Genomic DNA, 24,725 nt, shown 5'->3' on the forward strand with positions numbered 1-24,725 from the left:
TTGCAAAGGGAGTCAGGCCCTATGCCGCGCAGTTGCCACCTTCAGCCGACGACATGATGGGACACGGGCATGCCTCGACCTAAACTTCATTCGGACGCGGAGATCCTGCAAAAGGCAAAGGCCGTCCTGTTGCGCGAGGGGCCGGTCGACTTCACGCTTTCCGATGTCGCCGAGGCAGTCGGCATGTCGCGGGCCGCTCTGATCCAAAGGTTCCAGGACAAGGCGACCATCCATCGCCGGATCATGGAGGAGATGACCGAGGAGGTGAGGGCGTTCTTTGCCGCGTCGCATGCCGAAAGGGATCTCCAGTCGCTGTGGGTCTTCCTGAAGGACATGATCGACGGCATGGACGCGGAGGTGGGCAGCGAAGGCTACCTTCTGTTGTTCTGGGGCGACATCATCGATCCGCACCTCCGCGCGCTCGCCCTTGAGAGAAACGAACTCGTCCGGAAAGCCATCGAGCAGCGGCTGCCGCTTCGGCCGCATGATCCCGAGCGCATGTCCGGGTTGATCCAGTCCGCCCTGCAGGGCGCCTACATGCGCTGGATGGTGAGCCGGGAGGGAACTCTCTCGGCTTTCATGCGCGAAGAGGTGCGGGAGATCCTGACGGTCCTCTATCCCGAAGAGCGCTTCCAGCCGTAGCGGCGTGCCCTGTTCGCAGCCGTCATCGGCCAGCGATCGCTGGTTCCAGGAATGCGTCTTGTATATAACCGACGCGACGGTTATATACCCTTTCGCGCACGGACAGCCCATTGGCGTGCCCGTGAGTGCGCATGCCGGGCCATCGGCATCAAAACGCACCGATCGCCCGAAAGGAGGGTGGAATGACCGAGGGGACACCGGCCTTGGGGCTCACCGCGAGCGAGTTTGCCGCGATTGCCGGGACCGAGCCATCGACCGTCGCGTACCGGGATCTCTTCATCCGGCACGATGACATGCCGAGGGAGCTGCGGCGTTGGGCGGATGCGCGGAACGTCCAGCTTCGCACCCTGAGCAAGGTCAAATGTGAGCGAGGGAAGCGGTCGCAGAAGGTACTGTTCGGCCTTTCGGACGGTTACGCCGTCGAGAGCGTGATGATCCAGCGCCGCGATGGCTTCACCGCCTGCATTTCCTCCCAGGTCGGCTGCGCCTTCTCCTGCCGGTTCTGTGCGTCAGGGCAGGCGGGGCTGAAGAGGAACCTCGGCAGACACGAGATCGTCGAGCAGGTCGTTCGACTTGGCCCGAAGGTCAATCGGATCGTGTTCATGGGCATCGGGGAGCCATTGAACAACTATGAAAGCGTCCTGGCCGCCATCCGCATCATGCGGGATCGCGACGGAATGCGCTTTCCCACCACGGGCATCACGATTTCGACCATCGGCATACCGAAGGCACTCGCCCGGCTGCGCGAGGAGCACCTCGGGATCAACCTGACCGTCTCGCTCCACGCGACCACGCAGGACGTGCGCGACAGGCTGATTCCCGGCAGCCGCAAGCACGACCTCCGCGAGGTCGTGGCGCGGGCGATCTCCTGGGCGGAGCGGCACAACCGCATCGTGACCTTCGTCTATCTCCTTCTGCCGGGGCTGAACGACGGCCGAGCGGATGCGGAGCGCCTCGCCCGAATGCTTGTCGGCAAACCCGCGCGAGTCAACCTGATGCGATGGAATCCGGTCGAGAGTGTCGACCTCGGCCGATCTGCGGATCACCAGCTTCATCACTTCCGGCAACGGCTGGTTCGAGCCGGCGTGCCGGTCGTGGTGCGCGACACGCAAGGGGCGGACATCGATGCCGCCTGCGGCCAACTATGGCTTCGCGACCTTCACGGCCTGAAGGCGGCGCAGCGGATGAGAACGCAGTATGGGGCCGCGGCGTGAGACGACCGGGAAAGGCCTTTCCCGAATGGGCAGTCGCGAGCCCCCATCATCTTCTGCTTGAAGCGGAGCCGGCGAGGGGCCAAATAGAGGGTCTGGCCCGCCATTCGGAGACGACTGCCATGACGACCGGCCCGCAGGGACGCATCTACGACGAATTCGCCAAGCTGATGAACGACGCCGCCGGTCTCGCCCAGTCGGCGGGACGCGAGGTCTCCTCGGCCTTCCGCGCCCAGGGCGAGCGGCTTGCCTCCGAACTCGACCTCGTCCGCCGCGAGGATCTCGAAACGGTGCAGGACATCGCCACCCGCGCGCTCAGCGAAGTGGAGCGTCTCACCGCCCGCGTCGCCGAGCTGGAGGCGCGGCTTGCCGCCGACAATGTTACCCACAGCGAAGCCGGGCCGGGAACCGTCGACGGGCCATAAGGGTTTTCGTTTTAACGGTCTTCGGGCATAGTCGAGGACAACGTGAGATTCGTGCGCCTCTGTATCTCGGATCGGCGCATGTCGGGTTGCTGCATTCCGGGGTGGTTCCGGCCGCTTCGGTGTTGCCGATAGGCGTTTCGCCGCCATCGGCTCAAAGGTGTCGGCGTCGGCGTTCCCGCCCTGGCGGAGCAACGAAGGTCGACATCGGTATCGGCACACGCTGTCCGCAGCGGCAACCCTGGAGGTCAAGATGACCCTCATCGACGTGCATCCCGAGCGAACCGCCAATCCCGTGGACGAGATCGAACTGCTCGCCGCGCAAAACGACTGGACGTTCGAGCGCTCCGACGAGGACGAGATCGCCATCTCCATTGCCGGTGACGACACGGATTACAACGTGGCCGTCACGTGGCTCTCCGAGATCGAGGCGCTGCACGTCGCTTGCGCCTTCGACATCAAGGTGCCGGTTGCCCGCAAGGCGGAGGTGACGAAGCTGCTGGCGCTGGTCAACGAGCAGCTCTGGATCGGCCATTTCGACATCTGGCAGGCGGAGGGCGTGGTCATGTACCGCAACACGCTGCTGCTGACCGGACAGGCCGAAGTGACAAACGAGCAGATGGAGGCGCTGATCGAAACGGCGGTCGACACCTGCGAGCGGCATCGTCTCGCCTTCGATTTCGTGGTGCGCGGTGGGCGCAATGCCAAGGAAGCGCTCGACCACGCGCTTCTGGAGACGGTCGGCGAAGCCTGATCGACCACACGACGAGATGAATGGGGTCCCGGTCCTTGTGGTCGGGACCTTGCTTTTTGATGAGGCTGCCGCCATCGGCTGACGCAGCCATCCTTGATATGCTAGACGAGCCGCCCTTCGCGAATCCTCCAGAGCATCGCGCGGAAAAGTGGGAACCGGTTTTCCGCATAAGCGATGCGACACCAAGAAGAGAGAGCGGTGGGCGTTTCCTTGAACGCACATCGCTCTAGAGCCCATGACCGACGATCCCGAACTCATTCCCGATATCGACGAAGACGACGCGCTGCCGTCCGAGCTGCCCGAACTGGAGGCGGTGGAGGAGGAAGGCGGCGAGATCGACCTGTCGACAGCCGAAACGCGGCGGGGCGTCGAGGTGGTGCAGGCGATGGTGCGCCTGTTGCCCAACAGCCCCGGCGTCTATCGCATGCTGTCGCCGTCGGGCGACGTGCTCTATGTCGGCAAGGCGAAGAGCCTCAAGAAGCGGGTGACCAACTACACGCGACTCGGCCAGTTGCCGACCCGCATCATCCGCATGGTGCAGGCGACGGCGGCGATGGAGTTCGTCGTCACCAAGACCGAGACGGAAGCGCTGCTCCTTGAAGCCAACCTGATCAAGCAGCTCCGGCCGCGCTTCAACGTGCTGCTTCGTGACGACAAGAGCTTCCCCTATATCCTGATCACCGGCGACCACGTGGCACCGCAGCTCGTCAAGCATCGCGGCGCCCGCTCGCGCAAGGGCAGCTTCTTCGGCCCCTTCGCCTCGGCGTCGGCGGTGACGGCCACCATCAACGCCATGCAGAAGGCCTTCCTGATCCGCACCTGTTCGGACGGTGAGTTCGAGACGCGGACGCGACCCTGCATGCTCTACCAGATCAAGCGCTGCTCGGCGCCCTGCACCGGCGAGATCGACGCCGCCGGCTATGCCGAACTGGTGCGCGAAGCCAAGGACTTCCTGTCGGGGAAGAGCCGGCAGATCAAGGAACAGCTGGCGATCGAGATGAACGCCGCCGCCGAGAACCTCGATTTCGAGCGGGCTGCCGTCTGCCGCGACCGTCTGGCCGCGCTCAGCCATGTGCAGAGCCGCCAGGGCATCAACCCGCAGGGCATCGAGGAAGCCGACGTGTTCGCCGTCCACCAGGAGGGCGGGCAGACCTGCGTCGAGGTATTCTTCTTCCGCACCGGCCAGAACTGGGGCAACCACGCCTTCTTCCCGAAGGCGGGTGGTGCGGAGGCCGGCGAGGCGCTCTCCTCCTTTATTGCCCAGTTCTACGACGACAAGCCGTGCCCGTCGCTGATCCTGGTCAGCCATGCCTTCGAGGACATGGCGCTGATGACCGAGGCGCTGTCCGAAAAGGCCGGCCGGCGCGTCGAGGTTCTGAGGCCGCAGCGCGGCGAGAAGAAGGACGTGGTGGAGCAGGCGGTGCAGAACGCCCGTGAGGCGCTGGCCCGCCGCATGGCCGATACGTCGAGCCAGTTGAAGCTCATGGAGGGCGTCGGCCGGGTATTCGGCCTTGCCGAGACGCCGAAGCGCATCGAGGTCTATGACAACGCCCATATCATGGGCTCCAACCCGGTGGGCGGCATGATCGTCGCCGGTCCCGGCGGCTTCGTGAAGAACCAGTATCGCAAGTTCAACATCCGCTCGACCGACATCACCCCCGGCGACGACTTCGGCATGATGCGCGAGGTGATGACCCGGCGTTTCTCCCGCCTCGTCAAGGAACATGGCAGCCGCGCCGAGGCGGCGCGCGACGAGGACGGCTTCGGGCCGTGGCCGGACCTGGTGCTGATCGACGGCGGCGCCGGCCAGCTGTCGGCGGTGAAGTCGATCATCGACGAACTCGGCATCACCGACGTGCCGCTGGTGGGCGTCGCCAAGGGGCCGGATCGCGACGCCGGTCGCGAACGCTTCTTCGTGCCGGGCCGGCCGGACTTCATGCTGCCGACCCGCGACCCGGTGCTCTATTTCATCCAGCGGCTACGCGACGAGGCGCATCGCTTCGCCAACGGCAGCCACGCGGCGCGGCGCTCCAAGCAGATCTCCGAGGGCGGGTTGCAGGAGATCCCCGGCGTCGGGCCGACGCGCAAGCGGTCGCTGCTCAACCACTTCGGCACGCTGAAGGAAATCGAGCGGGCGGCCCTCATCGACCTCGAGAAGGTGCCCGGCATCTCCGCCGCCACCGCCAAGGCCATCCACGACTATTTCCGGAAAGGGTGAGGACTACAGCAAGCTTGCGCCCACGTTGATCGCCAGCGCGAGTATGGCGGTGTTGAAGACGAAGGCCAGGACCGAATGGGCGAGCGCCACCCGGCGGATGCGCGGCGAGGCGATGGCGACGTCGGCCGTCTGGGCGGCGACGCCGATGGTGAAGGCGAAATAGGCGAAGTCCCAGTAGTCCGGCGCCTCGATGCGGTCGGGGAAGATCAGGCCCGGCCCCTCGCGCAGGTAATAGTCGTGGGCATAGTGCAGGGCCATGATGGTGTGGACGAACAGCCAGCTCATCAGGATGGTGAGGGCGGCGATGCCGGCGCGCCAGAGGCGGAAGGGATCGCCGGCGCCGGCCTGCATGAGTTCGGCACCGATGGCGACGAGGCTCGACAGCGTCGCGGCCACCGACAGCAGGATGATCGCCCACTCGCCCTCGTCATGCCGGGCGGCGCGCTGCCGGAGCTGGTGCACGTCCGACCGGATCATCATGTGCCAGGTGGTGACGAGATAGAGGGCGACGCCGACGTCCCAGCCGATCAGCAGCCGGCCCTGCCCGGTAAAGCCGGAAGGAAGCAGCAGGCCGACGAGAACGCCGGCGGCGGTGGCGGCGATGAGGCGAGGCCTGACGCTGAGGGCGTGCAGTCCTTGGCGCAAGGCGGAGCGGCGGGACAGGCGGCCTCTTTCGATGGCCATGCGGCGACTCCCTGGAACGGGTGACCTAAATGCCTCAGCTATAGCGCATTCGGAACCGGGCGGCTTCGCAAAGGCGAGGAGGCTACGATTTGCCCTCCCGCGTCTGGCGGATCAGAAAGTCCCGCATCTCCGCCCGCTCGTTAAGGGTGACGCCGGTGAGGTCGGCCAGCCAGATGCCATCGGCGGCGAGGCGGACGGCGGCGAGCGCCCGGCTGCCGTCGGTGGCGCGGTGACGCTCCTGGCGGGCCGACACCCAGTCCGACCAGAGGCGTCTCAGGTTTGGGTCGGTCAGCAGGGAGATCGACAGCGCGGCCCACAGCGCGGCGTCCGGCCCGGTGTCGAACACCGAATCCAAATAGGCCCGGGTGAATGCGCCCTCGGGTTCGGGATCGGCGGCGATGCGCGCGTCGAGCTGGCGGTCGAGCGCGTCGAGGAGGTCGGCGAACACCGCCGAGATCAGCGCCTGCTTGCTGGGGAAGTGATGCAGGAGGCCGCCCTTGGTCACCCCCGCCGCCTCGGCGACGGCCTGCATGGTGACGGCGGAAAGGCCCTGTTCGACGGCCAGTTTCGCCGCGTGGTCAAGCAGCGCGCGGTGGACGAGTTCGGGCTGCTTCTTGCGGTGATAGCCGGTTTCCGGAGCGTCCGCTTCCATCTCAATGAACCGTGCTGCGCGACATCGTGTTGAGGACGATGGTGCCTAGCACGATCAGGCTCATGCCGAACAGCGCCCAGGTGTCGAGCGCCTGACGAAAGACGAGAAAACCAATGGTGGCGGTCAGCACGATGCCGACGCCGCTCCAGATGGCGTAGGCGATGGCGAGCGGAATGACCTTCAGCGCCTGCGACAGGAAGAAGAAGGCGGCGGCGAAGCAGACGGCCATGCCCAGCGTGGGCAGGACCTTGGAGAACTGCTCGCTCTTCTGCAGCAGCGACGACCCCGTCACTTCCGAGATGATGGCAAGCGCTAGAAAACCGTAGGCGGAGAGGGCGGGGTTCACGGCGGGCTCCTGAAATCGGTGCGAAAGATACCGGACGGTCGGTTTCTTTACAAGCGCCGGAAAGGCATCCCTCCCATGCGCTTCGATCGGTGGGCGCTTCACGCCACGTTGACCGGGGAACGACCACCGGTCTGGATTTCGGTGGCGCTCGACCCTTGCCCTCGGGGTGGCATCGTGCAATGTCATGGGCGGATCAACAGATGTCGGCGCCATGAAATTCGTCTGGTCCCTGCCCAATATTCTCACCTATCTGCGCATCGTCGCCGTTCCCGCGGTGGTCGCCGCCTTCTACATCGAAGGCGACGCCGGACGTTGGCTGGCCTTCGGCCTGTTTGCCGCCGCGTCGATCACCGACTATTTCGACGGTTACCTGGCGCGCCTGTGGAAGCAGCAATCGACGCTCGGCCGCATGCTCGACCCGATCGCCGACAAGCTCCTGGTGTCGGTCTGCCTGCTGGTGCTCACCTATTACGGCACCATCGGCGGCTTCTCGCTGTGGGCGGCGGTGATCATCCTGATGCGCGAGATCTTCGTGTCGGGCCTCCGGGAGTTTCTCGCCGATCTCAAGGTCAGCGTCCCCGTCACCCGCCTCGCCAAGTGGAAGACGACGCTGCAATTGATCGCCATCGGCATCCTGTTGCTGGGTCCGACCGGCGACAAGCTGGTGACCGGCATCACCGAACTCGGTCTTGCCATGCTGTGGACGGCGGCGCTCGTCACGCTCTACACCGGCTATGATTACTTCCGCAGCGGCGTCGTCTACCTGATGGAGGCGGGCCATGAGCCGTGAGCCGGTGCTGATCCGCTATTTCGCCTGGGTGCGCGAGCGCATCGGCCTCTCCGATGAGCGGCTGGTGCTGCCGGAGACGGTGGTGACGGCCGGCGATCTGGTCCGCTGGCTGGCGGATCGCGGCGAGGCCTATGCCTTCGCCTTCGAGACGCCGGAGACCATCCGCGTCGCCGTCGACCAGTTGCACATCGAACAGGACGAGCCGATCGGCAGCGCGCGGGAGATCGCCCTGTTTCCCCCGATGACCGGCGGCTGACCATGACCACCAGCGAGACCCGCATCATCGTCCGCGTCGGGCCAGACGATTTCGACGTCGGCGCCGAGATCGAAGCCCTGCAGGACGGCGATCCTGCGGTCGGCGCCGTGACCAGCTTTGTCGGCTATTGCCGCGACGAGGACGGGCGACTCGCCGCGCTGGAGCTGGAATACTATCCCGGCATGGCCGAGGCGGAGATCGGCCGCGTGGTCAACGAGGCCGTCGCCCGCTGGCCGCTTCTCGCCGTCACCGTCGTCCATCGCGGCGGCCGCATCAAGCCGGGCGAGCGCATCGTGCTGGTGGCGGTGTCGTCGAGCCACCGCGACGCCGCCTTCGCCGCCTGCGACTACATCATGGACTTCCTCAAGACCCGCGCCCCCTTCTGGAAGAAGGAACACCCGGCCGACCGCAGCGAAGGCGGCTGGGTGGAAGCCAAGGCCCACGACGATGCGCGGGCCGAGCGCTGGAAGGACGAGAAGGGTTAGGCCTATACCATCAATGACCGGTGACCAATTTAGTACCGGTCCTGCCGGTCACGATAGTCTTCGGAGTCCACGCCGTTTGCGACTCCTACGAGGTCTTCAAGCCTCGGTACTGGAATGATCAGGATGCCGGAATCTTTGGGGATGTATGCGAACTCTTGGCCCGGCTTCCAACTCTTGGCAGCACAGATCTCCTTGGGGATGGTGATCTTGAATCGGGAAGATAGAGTGGCTGTCCTTGACATCGCTATCGTCCTTCAATCAGTGGGCAATCGGTAAGGTGAGTACTACCGACGACCAAACTTCGGAAGGCATCAAGGTGGGTGTCTGATATCCGCCCCTGCGCCTTTTCTTGCCTGAGGTCCCCGCCTTCGCGGGGATGACAATCTATGTATATGTTTTCGTTATATAATTCTGTCATCCCCGCGAAGGCGGGGACCTTGGGCAGGATGGAACGAGCGGCCAATATAAGCCTCCCCATGCCTAACTCCCACGCCCCCACCCATCCGAAAGGCCCCGATTTTCCATGCGGATGCCTCAGTCTCCGGCCTTTATGAGCTTGGCCGGATCGCCGAACTTGCCGGCGCGATAGTCGGCATAGGCCTGACGTATTTCGTCCTCGCTGTTCATGACGAAGGGGCCATGGGCCACCAAGGGCGCGTCGATCGGCATGGCGTGGCCGAACAGCAGCACGGCGTCGTCGGCGGCGCCGACCACGAAGCTGTCCTCGTCGTCGGTCAGTTCCACGAGGTGATATTTGTCGACTGGCGTGCCGGCGATGTCGACCCGGCCGGCGACGACATAGAGGAACACGTGCCGCCCCTTCTCGACCTGAAGGGCCGCCTTGGCGCCCGCCTTCAGCTCGACCCAGGACATGAAGACTTCCGTCAGCGACTTGATCGGGCCGGTCTCACCGCCGAACTCGCCGGAGATGAGATGCAGCGTGCCGTTGCCGGCGGCGATCGACAGGGTGGGGATGTCGGCCTTCTGCACGCCGGTGTAACGCGGCTCGGTCATCTTCAGGGCCGGCGGCAGGTTCACCCAGAGCTGGAGGATTTCCAAGGGGCCGCCCTGGCGCTTGAAGGCCTCCGGCGACAGCTCGGCGTGGACGAGGCCGGAGCCGGCCGTCATCCACTGCACGCCGCCCGCCTCGATGACGCTCTCATGGCCGCCGCTGTCGAGGTGGGAGAGGCTGCCGTGGAGAATGAAGGTCACCGTCTCGAAGCCGCGATGGGGATGCGGCCCGAAGGGCAGGCCGCGATTGCCGGGCGGATAGGTCTGCGGGCCGTGGTGGTTCAGGAACAGGAAGGGGTCCACCTGCTCGACGTCCGGTCCCGGCAACGGCCGGCGGGTGATAAGGTCGGCGATGTCGTCGCGATGGGCTGGATGGACGGCGAGAACGCTACGCATGAATGGGCCTTCCGGGTGGGGCTACGCAGTTCCGCCTAATATAGGCCACAATCGGAAACGGGCAACTCGCGTCTGGCTGGTATCAACCGGGGACGCGACGCTGGGATGCTACTCTCGCAGGCCGACCGGGCGGAGCCTGTCGCCGGCAAAGAAAGGTCTCGGCAGACGGCGCCAAGATCGCTATGAGGCAGTGCGCGGCGCTCCGCAAAGGCAGCCTGACTGCCGCGCGCCGGAAGGTGAGGACGATATGCAAGACGTGATGCGGTCCGCCTCGAAGAAAATCGCCTTGAGACTTCTGCCGCTGCTGTGCCTTGGCTATGTGGTCGCCTATCTCGATCGCATCAACGTCAGCTTCGCCGCGCTTCAGCTGAATGACGATCTCGGCCTGTCGCCGGCCGCTTATGGCCTCGGTGCCGGACTGTTCTTTGCCGGCTACGTGTTGTTCGAGGTGCCGAGCAACCTCATCCTGCGGCGCGTCGGCGCCAAGCTGTGGATCTCCCGGATCATGATCAGCTGGGGCGTCATCTCCGCCCTGACGGCCTTCGTTCATAACGAGGCGACGTTCTACCTCTGCCGCTTTCTGCTGGGCGTCGCGGAGGCAGGCTTCCTGCCCGGCGTCATCCTCTACCTCAACCAGTGGCTCCTGCCGCAGGACCGCGCCAGGGCGCTGTCGATTCTGGCGTCCTCCACGGCCGTGGCCGGGCTGGTGGGCAGTCCGTTGTCGGTATCGCTGCTCGGGCTGGACGGCCTGTGGGGATGGCGCGGCTGGCAATGGCTGTTCGCGCTCGAAGGCCTGCCGGCGGTTGCCCTTGGCGTGCTGGTGCTGCTTGCGCTGCCGAACAATCCCATGGCGGCGAAATGGCTGACCGACGGGGAGAAGTCCGCTCTGCAAGGCGCGCTGGACAAGGAGGCGGGATATCTCGCGCTTCACCAGTTCAACCGGATCGGACGCGATCTGTTCTGGAAGGCCGGTCTCCTAGGGATCGTCTATTTCTGCATGGTGCTCTGCATGTACGGCGTGGCCTTCTGGATGCCGCAGATCCTGAAGGAGGTGCTCGGCGGCACGGACCTGTCGCTGCTCGGCTGGTATAACGCCATCCCGTTCCTGGCGGCGATTGTCGGCATGCTGGCCATCGGCTGGAGTTCCGACCGCCTCAACGAGCGGAAGCTGCACGTGATCGGCGCACTTGTCCTCGCCGCCATCGGCTGCGTTCTCGCCGGCGTGGCCACCGGGCTCGCCGGTACCCTCGTCGCGTTGTCGCTGGCGCTGATCGGGCTTTGGTCGGTGATCGGCCCCTTCTGGGCGTTCACCACCGCACGCATGGGCGGCCTCGCCGCGGCCGTCGGCGTGGCGCTGATCAACTCGATCGGCAACACCGGCGGCTTTTTCGGCCCGTATGTCATGGGATGGCTGAAGAGCGCGACTGCCGACTATCGGATCGGGCTCAACGTGCTGGCGTTGGTTCTCGTCTTCGGCGTGGTTTCGATGGCTCTCGTGCGCGGCGACAAACCGACGCGGACGTCCCATTGAGCAAAAGCAGCGGCCAGGAAATAATGCCGACCGGCCATCCTGGTGTAGCCGTACGGACGATGAGGTCGTGATGCCCTTCCGGACTAGAAAGCCACTTGTTGTCACTGCGATATCGGCCGCCGTCTGGGCGATGGTATCTCTTGTCCTGACGACAGGAAGCCAAGCCGGCACGCCGGAGGACGACTACCTGTCTGCCCGCAAGGTCCAGACGGAAATCGTCCGGCAGGCCGAGGCGGCTCAAACGAGCGAAGCCGAACTCACCAGGCTGGAGCAAGCCGGGCGGCAGGAGTTGGAAAGGCGGCTTCTCGCCGTTTTCGGCCATGGAGTCCTGCCGACTGACAAGGGCGAGCCGGTCTTTGAACCGGAGACCCTCTATGAAGAGGAAATCGGGTTCGGCAGCGTCGATGGATTGAGGTTCTCGGTCGAGGAAGGCCAGGCGACTTACTTCTACTCCACCGACGGGATCGTAAAGGCTTGGGCCGAGCGTCGCAGCGATGACAGCGAACTCGCACAGGCGTTGGAGTCGGGCATTCCGGGCATCATCAAGTCCGAGACGTTCATGTCCAACGCCGTGACGACGGACGCCGCTGCTGTCGATTTCCTCGACCTGCCGGTAAAGACCGATGCAGGCGTGGCGGCACGTGCGTTTGCCGGGCTGCTTGTTCAGGATGCCCCGGCAATGCCTCCTGATACGCTCTTCCTTGCCGTCTCGAAGCGGGGGATCGTCGTGGCGGTTGCCGCTCAACCCAAGACGGTCGTCAAAGACCCTGAGGAATGCGCCGCCGCCAAGGAGGACTATGACAGTCCCAACAAGTACACCGATTGCGTATCCGATGCGCTCAAGGCGTCGCCTCAGTACTCGGCGCTGGCCAAGGAGGCTCAGGGCCTCGTGGATGCCGTGGTGAGCAGACTGCCATAGAGCGCTCTCAAGGGCTTCGTTCAGGCTGCCGGCCAGCGGTCGAGGATACTGGCGATGCGCGTTTCGAGGCGCGCCACCCGTTCCCTGGCCGGCTTCTCGGCCGAGTGCAGCGACAGCATGTTGAAGCGAACACCGCGGGCGCAGGCGCCGAGAATGGCGATGCGCAGGATGCGCCGCACCGGCTGCCACAGCACCAGCGTGTCGATCCACCAGGGCGAGCCGAGGGTGGTGATCGCCAGCACGTGCCGGAGCCCGAGGCGCGGCTTGATCGGGCCGAAGTCGGCCCCATGATCGAAGGCGATGCCCGGCGCCCAGACGCGGTCGAACCAGCCCTTCAGGATGGCCGGGAAGCCATACCACCAGGTGGGGAACACCAGCACCAGCGCCTCGGCTTCGGTGAGCCGCGCCGCCTCGTCCGCCACCGCCGAGGCGTCGAAGGCGGCGGCATAATAGCTCCGGCGTTCGGCCTCGGTGAGCGCGGCGTCAAAGCCGCTGCCATAGAGATCCTCGACCGTCACCTGATGGCCGGCCGCTTCGAGCCGTTCCGTGGCGAAGCGGGCCAGCGACCGGCAGAGGCTGTCCGGTAGCGGATGGGCGACGACGACAAGGCATTTCATGGGAAGGACTCAGGCACAAGGAGAGACGGGCGAGCTTGGCATGTTCGGGGCGCCTCGCCTACCCGATTCCCCCGAGCATTCGCCGGGCTACCGGTTCAATCCGGCCGGCGAATGTTCCGGGGTGCCGATGCCGGACATGTGAATGATCGAGCGCGCCGGATATCTTGACGTCAAGACGCCCTGCTTTATCTTGATATCAAGATAAATGGAGCGACCATGACCAGGCTTTCCGACATCGCCCTCACCGCCCTGGCGCCCCTCATCTGGGGCAGCACCTATATCGTGACGGTGACCTATCTGCCGGGGCTCGATCCGCTGCTGGTGTCGTTGCTCAGGGCGCTGCCGGCCGGATTGCTGCTGCTTCTCGTCACTCGGCAACTGCCGACCGGCATCTGGTGGCCGCGCGTCGTCCTGCTCGGCGCGCTCAATTTCTCCTTCTTCTGGTGGATGCTGTTCATTGCCGCCTACAGCCTGCCGGGCGGTGTCGCCGCCACGGTGGGCGCGATCCAGCCGCTGGTGGTGGTGTTCCTGGCACGGCTGTTCGTGGGAACGCCGATCATGTCGGTGTCCATCGTCGCGGCGGTGGGCGGCGCCTTGGGCGTCGGCCTGCTGATCCTGAAGCCGGGCGCAGAGCTCGATGCGACGGGCATCATGGCCGGCCTGCTCGGCGCGCTGTCGATGGCCCTTGGAACGGTGCTGACACGGCGCTGGCAGCCGCCAGTACCGCTCCTCACCTTCACGTCCTGGCAATTGACGGCGGGCGGCATCCTGCTGTTACCAGCGCTGTTCGGAAATCTCCAGGCGCTCGCCGGCTTCACGGCAGACAACCTGATCGGCATCGCCTACCTCGGCCTGATCGGCGCCGGCCTCACCTATGTCCTGTGGTTCCGGGGCATCGCCCGGCTCAATCCCAACCTCGTTGCCCAGCTCGGCTTCCTGAGTCCGGTGACGGCGGTGGCGCTCGGCTGGCTGTTCAGGGACGAGACGCTGTCGCTGCTGCAATGGATGGGCATCGCCCTGATCTTTGGGAGCATTCTATTGGGGCAGAGGGGGATGCGACGGGGGAGGTAGGCCGAGTTCTCAGGCGGGCGGGACGACCGTTCCCTGGTGAAACAGCATCTGCCAGCGGCCGTCGGTCAGCTTCCAGATGGAGCTGCGAAGCGTTGTTCTTGCCGCCGCTCCATCAGGGCGGCGGCTGCTTCGGTAGGTCACGAGCACGACATCGGGTGCGATGGGGCAGGCGGCGAAATCGAGCACATCCGGGATGAGGGCAGCCTCGGCCGCTGGCTCTCCGGCCAGCGCCTCTATGATCGAAGCCTTGTCATAGATCCTGCCAGAACTGCCGAACTCGATGAACTCGTCGGCCAGCAGCGCACGCACGGCGTCCGGCGAACGTCGAACCTCCGGGCGGTGAAGCTTTAGTTCGAGGACGCGGAAGAGTTCCATATCAGGATGGGCTGCCGGCATGTTCATCCTCTCGCCGCGGCCTGATCCGAGCAGGTTGCGTGCCTACTTCCCCCAGCGCCCGCGCTTCTTGCCGGCCACGGTTCCCGCCGCCGTGCTGGGGGGCGGGCGCTTGGGCGGTTCGCTGCCGAGCGGTACCTCAGTGCGGCCGACGGTCATCTCGTCGAGGTTGTTCTTGCGGATGCGGGAGGGTGGCGTGTTGGCGGAGCGGCCGTATTTCTTGCCGCCGGTGAAGCCGCCACCGGCGGCGTCGACGTCGCTCTGGCGGGCCATAGGATCCTCGGCGATGGTCAGTTCCGCCGCCTGGAGGCGCTTCAGCTCGTCGCGCAGACGGGCCGCTTCCTCGAACTCCAGGTCGGCGGCGGCCTTGCGCATCCGCTGCTCCAGGTCGGCCATGTAGGCCTTGAGGTTGTGGCCGATCATCTCGCCTTCCTCGGCGAGGCCGGTGTCGACGCGGACGTGATCCTGCTCGTAGACCGAGTTCAGTACGTCGCCGATCGAGCGCTTGACGCTCTCCGGCGTGATGCCGTTGGCGACGTTATAGGCCATCTGCTTTTCGCGGCGGCGGTTGGTCTCGGCGATGGCCCGCTCCATCGAGCCAGTCATGTTGTCGGCGTAGAGGATGACCTTGCCGTCGACGTTGCGGGCGGCGCGGCCGATGGTCTGGACCAGCGAGGTTTCCGACCGCAGGAAGCCTTCCTTGTCGGCGTCGAGAATGGCAACCAGCGCGCATTCTGGAATGTCCAAGCCCTCGCGCAGCAGGTTGATGCCGACCAGCACATCGAAGGCGCCGAGGCGCAAGTCGCGCAGGATCTCGATGCGCTCCAGCGTGTCGATGTCCGAGTGCATGTAGCGGACCTTCACGCCCTGCTCGTGCAGATACTCGGTTAGGTCCTCGGCCATGCGCTTGGTCAGCACGGTGACCAGCGTGCGGTAGCCGGCGTCGGTGACCTGCCGCACCTCGCCGAGGAGGTCGTCGACCTGGGTGCGGGCCGGGCGGATCTCCACCGGCGGGTCGATCAGGCCGGTGGGGCGGATCACCTGCTCGGCGAACACGCCGCCCGACTGGTCGAGCTCCCATCCGCCGGGCGTGGCCGAGACGCAGACGGTCTGCGGCCGCATGGCGTCCCACTCCTCGAACCGCAGGGGACGGTTGTCCATGCAGGAGGGCAGGCGGAAGCCATATTCGGCCAGCGTCGCCTTTCGGCGGAAGTCGCCGCGATACATGGCGCCGATCTGCGGCACGGTGACGTGGCTTTCGTCGATGAAGACCAAGGCGTTGTCCGGCAGGTACTCGAACAGGGTCGGCGGCGGCTCGCCGGGCGCGCGGCCGGTGAGGTAGCGCGAGTAGTTTTCGATGCCGGCGCAGGAACCGGTCGCCTCCATCATCTCCATGTCGAAGGTGCAGCGCTGTTCGAGGCGCTGTGCCTCCAGCAGGCGACCGTGGGCGTTGAGCTCGACCAGGCGGTCGCGCAGCTCGGCCTTGATCGACTTGATGGCCTGGGCCAGCGTCGGCTTGGGCGTCACATAGTGCGAGTTGGCGTAGATCTTGACGAACTTCATGTCCGCCGACTTGTGGCCGGTCAGCGGATCGAACTCGGTGATCGCCTCCACCTCGTCGCCGAACAGCGAGATGCGCCAGGCGCGATCCTCCAAGTGGGCCGGGAAAACTTCGATGGTGTCGCCGCGCACCCGGAAGGTGCCGCGCGCGAAGCCGACGTCGGCGCGCTTATATTGCAGGGCGACGAGGTCGGCCAGGAGCTGACGCTGATCGATGCGGTCGCCCACCTCCAGGCCGAAGGTCATGGCGGTATAAGTCTCGACCGAGCCGATACCGTAGATGCAGGACACCGAGGCGACGATGATGACGTCGTCGCGTTCGAGCAGGGCACGCGTCGCCGAGTGGCGCATGCGGTCGATCTGCTCGTTGATGGTCGACTCCTTCTCGATATAGGTGTCGGTGCGCGGAACGTAGGCTTCCGGCTGGTAGTAGTCGTAGTAGGAGACGAAATACTCGACGGCGTTGTCGGGGAAGAAGCTCTTGAACTCCGAATAGAGCTGGGCGGCCAGCGTCTTGTTGGGGGCGAGGATCAGGGCAGGGCGGTTGGTGGCGGCGATGATGTTGGCCACCGTGAAGGTCTTGCCCGAGCCGGTGACGCCGAGCAGCACCTGCGTCTTGTCGTTCTGCTCGATGCCGGCCAGAAGATCGGCGATGGCTGTGGGTTGGTCGCCCTTCGGCTCGTAGGCCGACGACAGATTGAACGAAATGCCGCCTTCCGACTTGGGCGGACGTTCCGGCCGGTGCGGCACCCAGGGCTGGCCGTCGCGGAAGATGTCGCGGCCCTTCTGGATCATCTCCTCCAGCGCCTTGACGGTGGCGGTGACGCCGCCCAGCGGCAGCGCCTCGGCCTCCTCCATCGACACCTGCATGCCGGAAACCGGATTGAGTCCGCCGGCAGCGCGCACCTTCGGATCGGTGGAGCCGCCCAGCGAGCCGCCGCGCGACGACTTGCGCGAGGTCAGCTCGGCCTTGGCCTTGCGCTTGCCCGGCTTGGCGATGGTCTCCTCGACGACACGCGACTCCGATGGAGCCGGCTTGGCGGCTTCTTCCGAAACGTCCTTCAGCCAGTCCGAGAAGGAGCCCGTGAGCGGCGTTCCCTCGAACGGCGCCTGCGGCATCTCGGAGAAACCGGGCGCCGGATCGGTGTCGGGAGCGGATGCGGGCTTGCGGGGTGCCATGGCGGACTCGTCGGTATCCTCAGCGAAGAACCAACGTATCACATCAACTGCGGTCAGAGCATGGCAGCAGCCTGACAGGCACTAGATCGCTTCCGTTTCACAGAACGCGGAAACGATCTAGCTTACTGAACTGACGCATTTTCCTCATGCGAACCGGTATCCACTTCGCTCGAAAATGCTTGCGCCTGCCGTCAATCGTTGCGGCAGACGCCGTTCACCCACTTGCAGGGCGCGCCGGGTTTGCCCTGGGCGCTGCCGTATTTCGGCTTGGCGTCGGTCGTCGACGGAGCCGGAGCGGAGGGCGCCAGTTGACCGGAGCTGGAGACCGACTGGTTGGGATTGGCGGTCGGCCGCGTCGTGGTCGGCGCGGGTGGACTGGTGACGGTGGGCATCGGGTAGGGCTCGGGACGAGCGGTCGGTGGCGTTGCCGGTCCGGTCACGGTGGGCATTGGATAGGGCTCGGGACGAGCGGCAACCGGCGGGCGACCGGCGACCGCTGAGGGCGGAGCGGGGTGCGGGTTGGCTGGATAGACACCGACATCCGGCTGGGGCAACGGCGGCATTGCCGGCCTGACCGTCACCGGCGGCCGGTAGACGTAGACCGGCGGCGGCTCGATGTAGACATCGCCCGGATAGGGCTCCGGGCCCCCCCAGCCGGGTCCGTCATAGACCGGCGGCGGATTGGCGTAGACCGGAGGCTCCCGATAGATCGGCGGTGGCGAGAAGACCGGCGGCCGCATGATCCGCCGTTCCGGAGACCAGTGACGAACGGAGCCGAGGTAGCGCGCCGACAGCCAGCCTCGCATGTTGCCATAGCCGACGTCGCACCAGCTGTCGTCGCCGAGGCAGCCATAGATCTCCACCGGCGTACCGGGCGGCAGCACCATGAGAGCCTGGTACTGGGCGCCCGGGCCGGTGCGGAGATTGGCGGCGGCCAGAACTTCGGCCGGCGCGGCCAGCGCGCCGGTCGTCGAGGGAAACAGGCCGGCCAGACAAAGCAGTGCGGCCAGACGCGGCATTCTCATCGTGTCTTCCCCTCGGCTAGGCGGCAACTCCGGCTGAGTTACCGCTGAACGCAGTCGAGCACGTGAGGCGGGCAAGGCTCCCGCTCAGACTCGTTTTGGTCACGGCGCTCACGATCCCGCTCCCAGTCCCGACGATCCCGCTCCCAGTCCCGACGATCCCGATCGCGGTCCCAATCGCGGCGATCACGTTCCCAGTCCCGACGATCTCGGTCGCGATCCCAATCACGGCGGTCACGGTCCCAGTCCGAGTTACGCGGACGATCACGATACCACGGCCGATGGACGTAGTGATTGTCCCAGTAGCCGAAATTGAAGGACAGGAAGGGCACCGAGGCATAGGGCCGCGGCCGATAGGCCGGTCCGCGGTAGAAGGTGGAGAGGTAGCGCGACGACACCCAGCCGCGTTCGCGGCCATAGGAAATGTCGCACCAGGTGTAGCCTTGCAGGCAGCCGTAAAGCTCGACGGGCGCGCCGGCCGGCAGCACCAGGATCGGGTAGTAGTTGGTGCCGGGGCCGGCCCGGAGGTTGACGTTGGCCGTGACACGGGCGGGCGCGGCTGAAGCCACCGCCGGGGCCGCGATGGTCGCAGCGGCGAGCACGGCAATCGACAGCAGGGATTTCCACATTGGCTTCTCTCCTTTGTCGGCTGCGCCGACTGGCATTCCTTGTCGGTCCGGTCGACCGGACACTGTATGATCAGGCTTATCGCATCCTTGCCTTGAGCGACGGCTGAACCCGTCGTTCATGGGCCGTTCATCTGCGACTCAACGTTCGACCCGGAGTTTGGGTTGCAGTTGCGGCGGCGCTGGGGCGTTCGCGGACCGTGGCGAATTTTCTTGCCGTCGGGCGGGGGGCTGGTCTAGCTGTCCGCCATGAATTACCGCCACGCCTTCCATGCCGGGAACTTCGCCGACGTTCTGAAGCACGCCGTGCTCGCGCGCATCCTCGACTATCTCGGCCGCAAGGACGCCGGCTATCGCGTCATCGACAGTCATGCCGGCATCGGTCTCTATGACCTCGCCGCCGACGAGGCGCTCAGGACGGGCGAGTGGCACGGCGGCGTCGGTCGCATCCGGTCGGCGCGCCTGTCGCCGGCGCTCAGGGAGTGGCTGGCGCCCTGGTTCGCGGCGCTCAGGGCCGTCAACGGCGGCGACGATCTTCTCCTCTATCCCGGCTCGCCGGCGATCGCCACGGCGCTTGGCCGCCTGCAGGATCGCTATCATTTCAACGAACTGCATCCGCAGGACGCCGCGACGCTCGCCGCGCTTTACACCGGCGACCGACGGGTGCGCGTCGGCTCGGAAGACGGCTATGTCACCGTCCGCGCCCAGTTGCCACCGCGCGAGCGGCGCGGGGTCGTGGTGATCGACCCGCCCTTCGAGGAGCCCGGCGAGTTCGACCGCCTCACGCGTGCCGTCCAGGACGCCCATAAGCGCTTCGCCACCGGCTGCCTGATGATCTGGTACCCGATCAAGGATGTCGCCGCCGTCGACGCTTTCCTCAAGGCGGCGGCCGCCGTGGGCTATCCGCGTCTCGTCGCCATCGAGCAATGGGTGCGCGAGGTGGGCGGCGACGGGCCGCTCAGCGGCGCCGGCGTGCTGGTCGCCAACCCGCCCTTCACGCTGGCGGACGAGACCGAGGCCATCCTGCCGGAGTTGAACCGCCTTCTCGCCGAGGACGAGGGCGCCGGCGGCCGGGTGCTGAGGCTCGCCCAGGACGGCTGATGCGTCCGGCGGCTGCAAGGGACGCTCGGCAGTTTTCGCCGGAAACCCCCCATTTCTGCGGATGCGCGGTAATAGTTTCTCAATGTGCAGGGAATAGAAGCCTTGTAGGTCGTACCTGTCGAGGCGAACCACTTTCGCTTGTTGGCGGGGCGGCAAGGCCGATGTACCGCTGCGGCGGCGCCCGGCCCATTGTCAGAGGCAGCCTCGCCGCCGGTGTAGTCCGGGACCGCGCTGTTCAAATGAATGCCGCAGACGCGGGCGAACCATCCTGAACGCAAGATGCGGCCTTCGCAAAGGTCTGCTGCGCCGAAAGCGCGGCCGGGGAAGTGTGCCGAACAGGGCGCCAGATAGTCATCACCGGCGGGAAGCGGTCAGATGGGACGATCTCATGTTGGCATCCAGCTTATGGGCGAGCCCCAGGCGGAGATCGACGTCTGTCTGCGCGGGTTGCTTTCGCAGGGCTTCGATGCGCGCAAGGTGCCCCTCGCCTCGGGTGAGATCGCGACGGCCGGCCGTGAGGACATTCTCGTTTTCGCTGGCAGCTACCGGCCGGCCCTTCATGTTCCCGCCCGCCTATCCGATCTCGCCGGTTCACGCCGATCGCGCACGATCCTGTTCCTCGACGCCATGGACCCGCGCAGCTTTTCCGAGTTCGAGCAGGCAGGCTTTTTCTTCGTCAACGTCACCACCGACATGAGCGTGAAAAGCCTCGTCGGCCTGATCGCCGAGGTCGATCCACAGGCCGTCTATCAGGCCTCGAAGACGGCAGCCTTGCGGGCGTCGATGTCGAGCGGGATCGCCGACGCCGTCGTCGACCTGTTCGGCCGCCTCCGGGCCGATCCGGTGGCGCCGGCGCTGGCGGAGTCGGCGCGGCAGCGCTGGGCCATGGACGAGTTGATCGGCAAGTCGCCGATGTCGGTGTGGATCGACCTCATTCAGAATTACCACGACGGCACCGCCCAGCATTGCGCGCTCGTCTCCGGCTACACGCTGGCCTTCGCGCGGGCGCTTGGCGTCGGGAAGGAACAGACGGGGCGCCTGTTCGACGCCGCCTTCTTCCACGATGTCGGCAAGGCGCTGATCCCCCTGGAGATCCTCGACAAGCCCGGTCCGCTCGATCCCGCTGAATGGGAGATCATGAAGCGGCATGTCCTCCACAGCTACGACATCCTCTCCCGTGATGCGCAGACGAACGGAGAGATCGCCCGCGTTGCTCGCGATCATCACGAGTATCTCGATGGCACCGGCTACCCGCAGGGCATCCGGGGCCGAGAGATCGACGACATCACCCGCATCATCACCATCTGCGACATCTTCGCGGCCCTGACCGAGAAGCGGGCCTACAAGCCGCCCAAGCCGTTCGACGAAGCCTACTCGGTGCTGGCGTCGATGGCCGGCACCAAGCTGGATCCGGATCTGGTGCGGATGTTCGAGAAAGTGGCCGCCGAAAGCGACGGCGGCCATCAGCCCGTCATGTCGGCCGCCTGACGAGGCGAGCCATAAGAGGGAGTTGTTCGGCACGGCCGAAGTGAGAAGATGCTGAATCTCAGGGCGCTCATTGTCGACGATTCCGCAATGGTCCGGACGCAGTTGCGGAACGAGATCCGCGAGGTCGTGCCTGACTGCCACGTCTTCGAGGTGGAAAGCGTGCTCGAGGCCGGGCGCTTCCTGCTGCGGGGCGTGCCGGACGTGCTCTTCCTCGACCTCAACATGCCCCATATCAACGGCATCGAACTCTTGAAGAAGTTCGACTCGGTGCTGGGCGGCCGCCGCCCGCCCATCGTAGTGTCCATCTCCACCGACATGCGGCCGGCCACGCTCGCCGCGCTGAAGGCGCGTGGCGCCTACGCCCTGTTGCCCAAGCCCTTCGACCGGGCGCAGGTGGCGATGATGATGCTCAGGGTGGTCAAGATGATCCAGTCGCGCCGCGTGCTGATCGTCGACGACAGCGCCACCGTGCGCTCGGTGGTCAAGCGCATCATCCAGCACAGCCGGTTCAAGCTCGATGTGGAAGAGGCGGCCAACGGCGCCGACGCCATTCGCCTGTTTCGCAGCGGCGGCTTCGACCTAGCCTTCATCGACGTGGAAATGCCCGGCATCGATGGTCTCGAGGCGGCCGGGGAGATTCTCTATTCGGCCGGCAAAGCGCATGTCGTCCTGATGTCCGGCAAGGACGATGAGGCGATCCGCCGGGCGGCGTCGCACATCGGCGTGGATTTCTTTCTCAAGAAACCCTTCTACGCCAAGGACGTCGACGAGGTCCTGCACAGCCTCTACAGCGTGGCCGAGACAGAGTTCGTCACAAGCCGGGAACCCGAGGTCTTCGATGATCCCGAGACCGGCGTCCTCTATCTCCCCTGACCGGCGCGTGTGCCGGCAGGTTGGCGTCGTTCCAGTGGGCGTGGGCTTCGCGCAAGCCCGGCTGGCAATGATGACATCGCGATATGTGCGGAGGTCATATTAAGCATTCCGCCATAAATTGTTGCTAGCGTTAAGCGTCTTCGTCCGAGGGGCTGCCAATGAACCGCCTGTCCGTAAGCCTGACCTTGAGAATAACCATTGCCGTGCTGGTGGCCGGCATTCTGGTTCAGTTGGGGGTCGGCGCCTGGTCGTCCTGGGAGAACGCCCGGACGGCCGCCCGTATCGAGACGGTGGCCCGCGCTACCCTTCAGATGTTCGAGGCGCTGCCGAATCTGCGCATTGATCGAAGCAACACCGTCCGGGCGCTCAAGGCGGACCAGGGGTTGGACGGCTTCGTCAAGCAGCTCAGCGACGCGCGAAACGTAGAGATGCCGGCCATTGAGGCGGCGCTCGCCACGCTCGACAGTGCCGACCTGCCGGATGGCGCACAGCTCGCAAAGGGGCTCCGCGACCAGTTCGACGCCCTGAAGGCCCTTCAGGCCAAAACCGAGGACGCCTTCAAGCAGGACAAGGCCAGCCGTCCGGCTTCACTTGCCGATGATTATACCAAGGCCGCCACGGCGATGATCGACGAGCTGTCGGCGGTGTCCTCCAGGGTGGCCGAGGAGGTGCGCCTGGCCGACGGTCTGATCGACCGCCTGCTCGACATCAAGGCGCTCGCCTGGGTAATGCGCAACACGGCCGGCGACGCGTCCGGCCTGACCGCCAATGCCCTGGGGCCGATCGGCGTTCCGGAAAACGGCTTGGAGACTTACTTCACCCACATGGCCTCCGCCAATGTGGCCTGGAAGACCATCAAGGACATGGCGTCCGGTGTCGACCTGCCGCCGGCTTTCGCCGAGGCGGTCGCCGCCGCCGACCGCGAGTATTTCAGTTCGGGCGCGCCGGAGCGGCAGACCGCTCTGCTCAAGACGGTGATCGCCGGCGAGAAAGCCGACACCGACACGCTGGGCTGGAGCACCTATAACGCACCGCGGCTGACGTCCTTGCTCAACGTCGCCAATGCGGCGCTGGCCATTGCGGAAAGCAAGGCCGTCGAGGCGAATGCTGAGGCGACGCTGTCCTTCTGGACCAATCTCGGACTGTTCTTTGGCGCGCTTCTTTTGGCCGTCGCCATCGCCTGGGTGGTGCAGCGGCGGATCATCCGCCCGCTCGGCGTCATCGGCGAACGCATGATGGCGCTGGCGAGGGGCGAGTTCAACACCGAGGCACCCTACACGGAGCGCAGCGACGAAATCGGCGCGCTCGGCAAGACCATGGCGGTGTTCCGCGACAGCATGCTGGAAACCGAGCGGTTGCGCGCCGAAAGGGCCGATCAGGAGCGCCTCGACCGCGAGCGCCGCGCCGCCGACATGAACGCCCTGGCTCTTCGCTTCGACGAGGCGGTCGGCGACATCGTCACGGTGGTGGCATCCGCCTCCACGGAACTCCAGATGTCGGCGAAGTCGCTGACCTCGCTGGCCGATTCGACGCAGAACCAGTCGGCTTCGGTGGCCGCGGCCGCCGAGCAGGCCTCGGCAAACGTCGCCTCCGTCGCGTCGGCCACAGAGGAACTGTCGTCGTCGGTCGCGGAGATCGCGCGGCAGGTGGAGAAGTCCTCGGAGATCGCCTCCAAGGCGGTGATCGAGGCCAACAGCACCAACGACAAGGTCAAGGGACTGGCCGCGGCGGCCGAGAAGATCGGCGCCGTCGTCGAACTGATCAACAACATCGCCGGCCAGACCAACCTCCTCGCCCTCAACGCCACCATCGAGGCGGCGCGGGCCGGCGAGATGGGCAAGGGCTTCGCGGTCGTCGCGGCCGAAGTGAAGCAGCTCGCCGACCAGACCGCCAAGGCCACTGCCGAGATCGGCGCGCAGATTGGTGCCATGCAGACGGCCACCACGGAGGCCGCCGAGGCCATCCGCGGCATCGGCACCACCATCGAGACCATGAACGACATCGCCAAGTCGATCACCGGCGCGGTGGACGGGCAGAATGCCGCCACCGAGGAGATCGCCCGCAACGTGCAGGAGGCCTCGGTCGGAACGGGCACGGTGTCGGAAAGCATCACCTCCGTCACCATGGCCGCCAGCGAATCGAGCAGCGCCGCGACGCAGGTGCTGGCCTCCGCCTCCGAGCTCAGCAAGAACGCCGAGCTGTTGCGCCACGAGCTCAGCAACTTCCTCGGCTCGATCCGCGCCGCGTGAGGCGCGGAGCGGAGCCCCAGTCCGGCGGGATGCCGTAGCCGGAGCAAACCCAGCTTTCCTCGGCGGCTATCCGCCGAGGACGCGCGGGGCCTGGACGGTGGCTTCCGGAAACGTCTCCATGTTTCGCGGAAGTATCTCAATTCTTTGAAACTACGTGTTTTTTTTCGAGCGAAGCGGCCTCCGCTCCGCTCGAAAACGCGTTATGGTCTCTCCCGCCGAACCGAAAGCG

24 protein-coding genes are annotated in these 24,725 nt (G+C 65.7%); 15 read left to right on the top strand and 9 right to left on the bottom strand.

Going from position 1 to position 24,725, the window contains the following annotated elements; translation table 11 throughout:
• The first annotated feature begins 69 nt into the window (after window positions 1-69).
• The 5 genes from CXZ10_RS15750 (at window position 70) to uvrC (ending at window position 5,247) form a co-directional block, all read left to right on the top strand.
• A complete protein-coding gene (locus CXZ10_RS15750; protein WP_101290314.1) occupies window positions 70-642 on the top strand; it encodes a TetR/AcrR family transcriptional regulator in 573 nt (190 codons plus the stop codon).
• A gap of 182 nt (window positions 643-824) precedes the next feature.
• The gene (rlmN, locus tag CXZ10_RS15755) at window positions 825-1,856 is read left to right on the top strand and encodes a 23S rRNA (adenine(2503)-C(2))-methyltransferase RlmN (protein WP_245412977.1); all 1,032 of its coding nucleotides are present in this window, start codon (window positions 825-827) and stop codon (window positions 1,854-1,856) included.
• Between the two features lie 119 nt (window positions 1,857-1,975).
• Window positions 1,976-2,278: an accessory factor UbiK family protein gene (locus tag CXZ10_RS15760; protein WP_101290316.1), complete on the top strand. Its 303-nt coding sequence runs from the start codon at window positions 1,976-1,978 to the stop codon at window positions 2,276-2,278.
• Between the two features lie 250 nt (window positions 2,279-2,528).
• Window positions 2,529-3,029 carry a type III secretion system chaperone family protein gene (locus CXZ10_RS15765; RefSeq protein WP_101290317.1) on the top strand — a complete coding sequence of 167 codons (501 nt, stop codon included), beginning with the start codon at window positions 2,529-2,531 and terminating at the stop codon, window positions 3,027-3,029.
• Window positions 3,030-3,264: 235 nt separating this feature from the next.
• A complete protein-coding gene (gene uvrC, locus CXZ10_RS15770; RefSeq protein WP_101290318.1) occupies window positions 3,265-5,247 on the top strand; it encodes an excinuclease ABC subunit UvrC in 1,983 nt (660 codons plus the stop codon).
• A gap of 3 nt (window positions 5,248-5,250) precedes the next feature.
• Here the strand turns inward: uvrC and CXZ10_RS15775 are convergent, their stop codons facing one another.
• The 3 genes from CXZ10_RS15775 to CXZ10_RS21600 form a co-directional block, all read right to left on the bottom strand.
• Window positions 5,251-5,931 (bottom strand): DUF1345 domain-containing protein, encoded by a 681-nt coding sequence (locus CXZ10_RS15775; protein ID WP_101290319.1) that lies wholly within the window; start codon window positions 5,929-5,931, stop codon window positions 5,251-5,253.
• Window positions 5,932-6,013: 82 nt separating this feature from the next.
• On the bottom strand, window positions 6,014-6,583 hold the full coding sequence (locus CXZ10_RS15780; RefSeq protein WP_101290320.1) for a TetR/AcrR family transcriptional regulator: 570 nt from the start codon (window positions 6,581-6,583) through the stop codon (window positions 6,014-6,016).
• Between the two features lies 1 nt (window position 6,584).
• On the bottom strand, window positions 6,585-6,929 hold the full coding sequence (locus CXZ10_RS21600; RefSeq protein ID WP_180336029.1) for a DMT family transporter: 345 nt from the start codon (window positions 6,927-6,929) through the stop codon (window positions 6,585-6,587).
• 211 nt (window positions 6,930-7,140) lie between these two features.
• Between CXZ10_RS21600 and pgsA the strand changes: the two genes are divergently transcribed.
• Genes pgsA through CXZ10_RS15800 form a run of 3 tightly spaced genes read left to right on the top strand, consistent with a single transcriptional unit; the run spans window position 7,141 to window position 8,460 of the window.
• Window positions 7,141-7,719 (top strand): CDP-diacylglycerol--glycerol-3-phosphate 3-phosphatidyltransferase, encoded by a 579-nt coding sequence (gene pgsA / locus CXZ10_RS15790; RefSeq protein WP_101290322.1) that lies wholly within the window; start codon window positions 7,141-7,143, stop codon window positions 7,717-7,719.
• 4 nt (window positions 7,720-7,723) lie between these two features.
• Complete coding sequence (gene moaD / locus CXZ10_RS15795) at window positions 7,724-7,975, top strand: molybdopterin converting factor subunit 1 (RefSeq protein WP_101290362.1); 252 nt, start codon at window positions 7,724-7,726, stop codon at window positions 7,973-7,975.
• Window positions 7,976-7,977: 2 nt separating this feature from the next.
• A complete protein-coding gene (locus CXZ10_RS15800) occupies window positions 7,978-8,460 on the top strand; it encodes a molybdenum cofactor biosynthesis protein MoaE (protein WP_101290323.1) in 483 nt (160 codons plus the stop codon).
• Between the two features lie 534 nt (window positions 8,461-8,994).
• On the opposite strand, the gene CXZ10_RS15810 is transcribed toward CXZ10_RS15800, so the two are convergent.
• On the bottom strand, window positions 8,995-9,867 hold the full coding sequence (locus CXZ10_RS15810; protein ID WP_101290325.1) for a pirin family protein: 873 nt from the start codon (window positions 9,865-9,867) through the stop codon (window positions 8,995-8,997).
• A gap of 247 nt (window positions 9,868-10,114) precedes the next feature.
• Here CXZ10_RS15810 and CXZ10_RS15815 point away from each other — a divergent pair, with 247 nt between their 5' ends.
• Complete coding sequence (locus tag CXZ10_RS15815) at window positions 10,115-11,398, top strand: MFS transporter (protein WP_101290326.1); 1,284 nt, start codon at window positions 10,115-10,117, stop codon at window positions 11,396-11,398.
• A gap of 70 nt (window positions 11,399-11,468) precedes the next feature.
• Window positions 11,469-12,317 carry a hypothetical protein gene (locus CXZ10_RS15820; protein ID WP_101290327.1) on the top strand — a complete coding sequence of 283 codons (849 nt, stop codon included), beginning with the start codon at window positions 11,469-11,471 and terminating at the stop codon, window positions 12,315-12,317.
• Between the two features lie 20 nt (window positions 12,318-12,337).
• On the opposite strand, the gene CXZ10_RS15825 is transcribed toward CXZ10_RS15820, so the two are convergent.
• Entirely contained in the window at window positions 12,338-12,934 is a 597-nt protein-coding gene (locus CXZ10_RS15825) for an NAD(P)H-dependent oxidoreductase (RefSeq protein ID WP_101290328.1), read from the bottom strand.
• Between the two features lie 216 nt (window positions 12,935-13,150).
• On the opposite strand from CXZ10_RS15825, the gene CXZ10_RS15830 reads away from it, so the two are divergent.
• Complete coding sequence (locus CXZ10_RS15830) at window positions 13,151-14,005, top strand: DMT family transporter (RefSeq protein ID WP_101290329.1); 855 nt, start codon at window positions 13,151-13,153, stop codon at window positions 14,003-14,005.
• A gap of 9 nt (window positions 14,006-14,014) precedes the next feature.
• On the opposite strand, the gene CXZ10_RS15835 is transcribed toward CXZ10_RS15830, so the two are convergent.
• From CXZ10_RS15835 to CXZ10_RS15850, 4 genes are all read right to left on the bottom strand, one after another.
• The gene (locus CXZ10_RS15835) at window positions 14,015-14,401 is read right to left on the bottom strand and encodes a nuclear transport factor 2 family protein (RefSeq protein ID WP_210199946.1); all 387 of its coding nucleotides are present in this window, start codon (window positions 14,399-14,401) and stop codon (window positions 14,015-14,017) included.
• Between the two features lie 42 nt (window positions 14,402-14,443).
• The gene (gene uvrB, locus CXZ10_RS15840; RefSeq protein WP_101290331.1) at window positions 14,444-17,137 is read right to left on the bottom strand and encodes an excinuclease ABC subunit UvrB; all 2,694 of its coding nucleotides are present in this window, start codon (window positions 17,135-17,137) and stop codon (window positions 14,444-14,446) included.
• Between the two features lie 191 nt (window positions 17,138-17,328).
• Window positions 17,329-18,162, bottom strand: a complete 834-nt coding sequence (locus CXZ10_RS15845; protein WP_101290332.1) for an SH3 domain-containing protein — start codon at window positions 18,160-18,162, stop codon at window positions 17,329-17,331.
• Window positions 18,163-18,200: 38 nt separating this feature from the next.
• Entirely contained in the window at window positions 18,201-18,788 is a 588-nt protein-coding gene (locus tag CXZ10_RS15850) for an SH3 domain-containing protein (protein ID WP_101290333.1), read from the bottom strand.
• Window positions 18,789-19,034: 246 nt separating this feature from the next.
• On the opposite strand from CXZ10_RS15850, the gene CXZ10_RS15855 reads away from it, so the two are divergent.
• From CXZ10_RS15855 to CXZ10_RS15870, 4 genes are all read left to right on the top strand, one after another.
• A complete protein-coding gene (locus CXZ10_RS15855) occupies window positions 19,035-19,886 on the top strand; it encodes a 23S rRNA (adenine(2030)-N(6))-methyltransferase RlmJ (protein WP_101290334.1) in 852 nt (283 codons plus the stop codon).
• A gap of 375 nt (window positions 19,887-20,261) precedes the next feature.
• A complete protein-coding gene (locus CXZ10_RS15860; RefSeq protein ID WP_101290335.1) occupies window positions 20,262-21,374 on the top strand; it encodes an HD-GYP domain-containing protein in 1,113 nt (370 codons plus the stop codon).
• 48 nt (window positions 21,375-21,422) lie between these two features.
• Window positions 21,423-22,247, top strand: a complete 825-nt coding sequence (locus tag CXZ10_RS15865) for a response regulator (protein WP_101290336.1) — start codon at window positions 21,423-21,425, stop codon at window positions 22,245-22,247.
• A gap of 158 nt (window positions 22,248-22,405) precedes the next feature.
• A complete protein-coding gene (locus CXZ10_RS15870; RefSeq protein WP_101290337.1) occupies window positions 22,406-24,496 on the top strand; it encodes a methyl-accepting chemotaxis protein in 2,091 nt (696 codons plus the stop codon).
• Window positions 24,497-24,725: the final 229 nt, after the last annotated feature.

The organism is Pleomorphomonas diazotrophica (genome assembly GCF_002844595.1).
Classification (GTDB): domain Bacteria; phylum Pseudomonadota; class Alphaproteobacteria; order Rhizobiales; family Pleomorphomonadaceae; genus Pleomorphomonas; species Pleomorphomonas diazotrophica.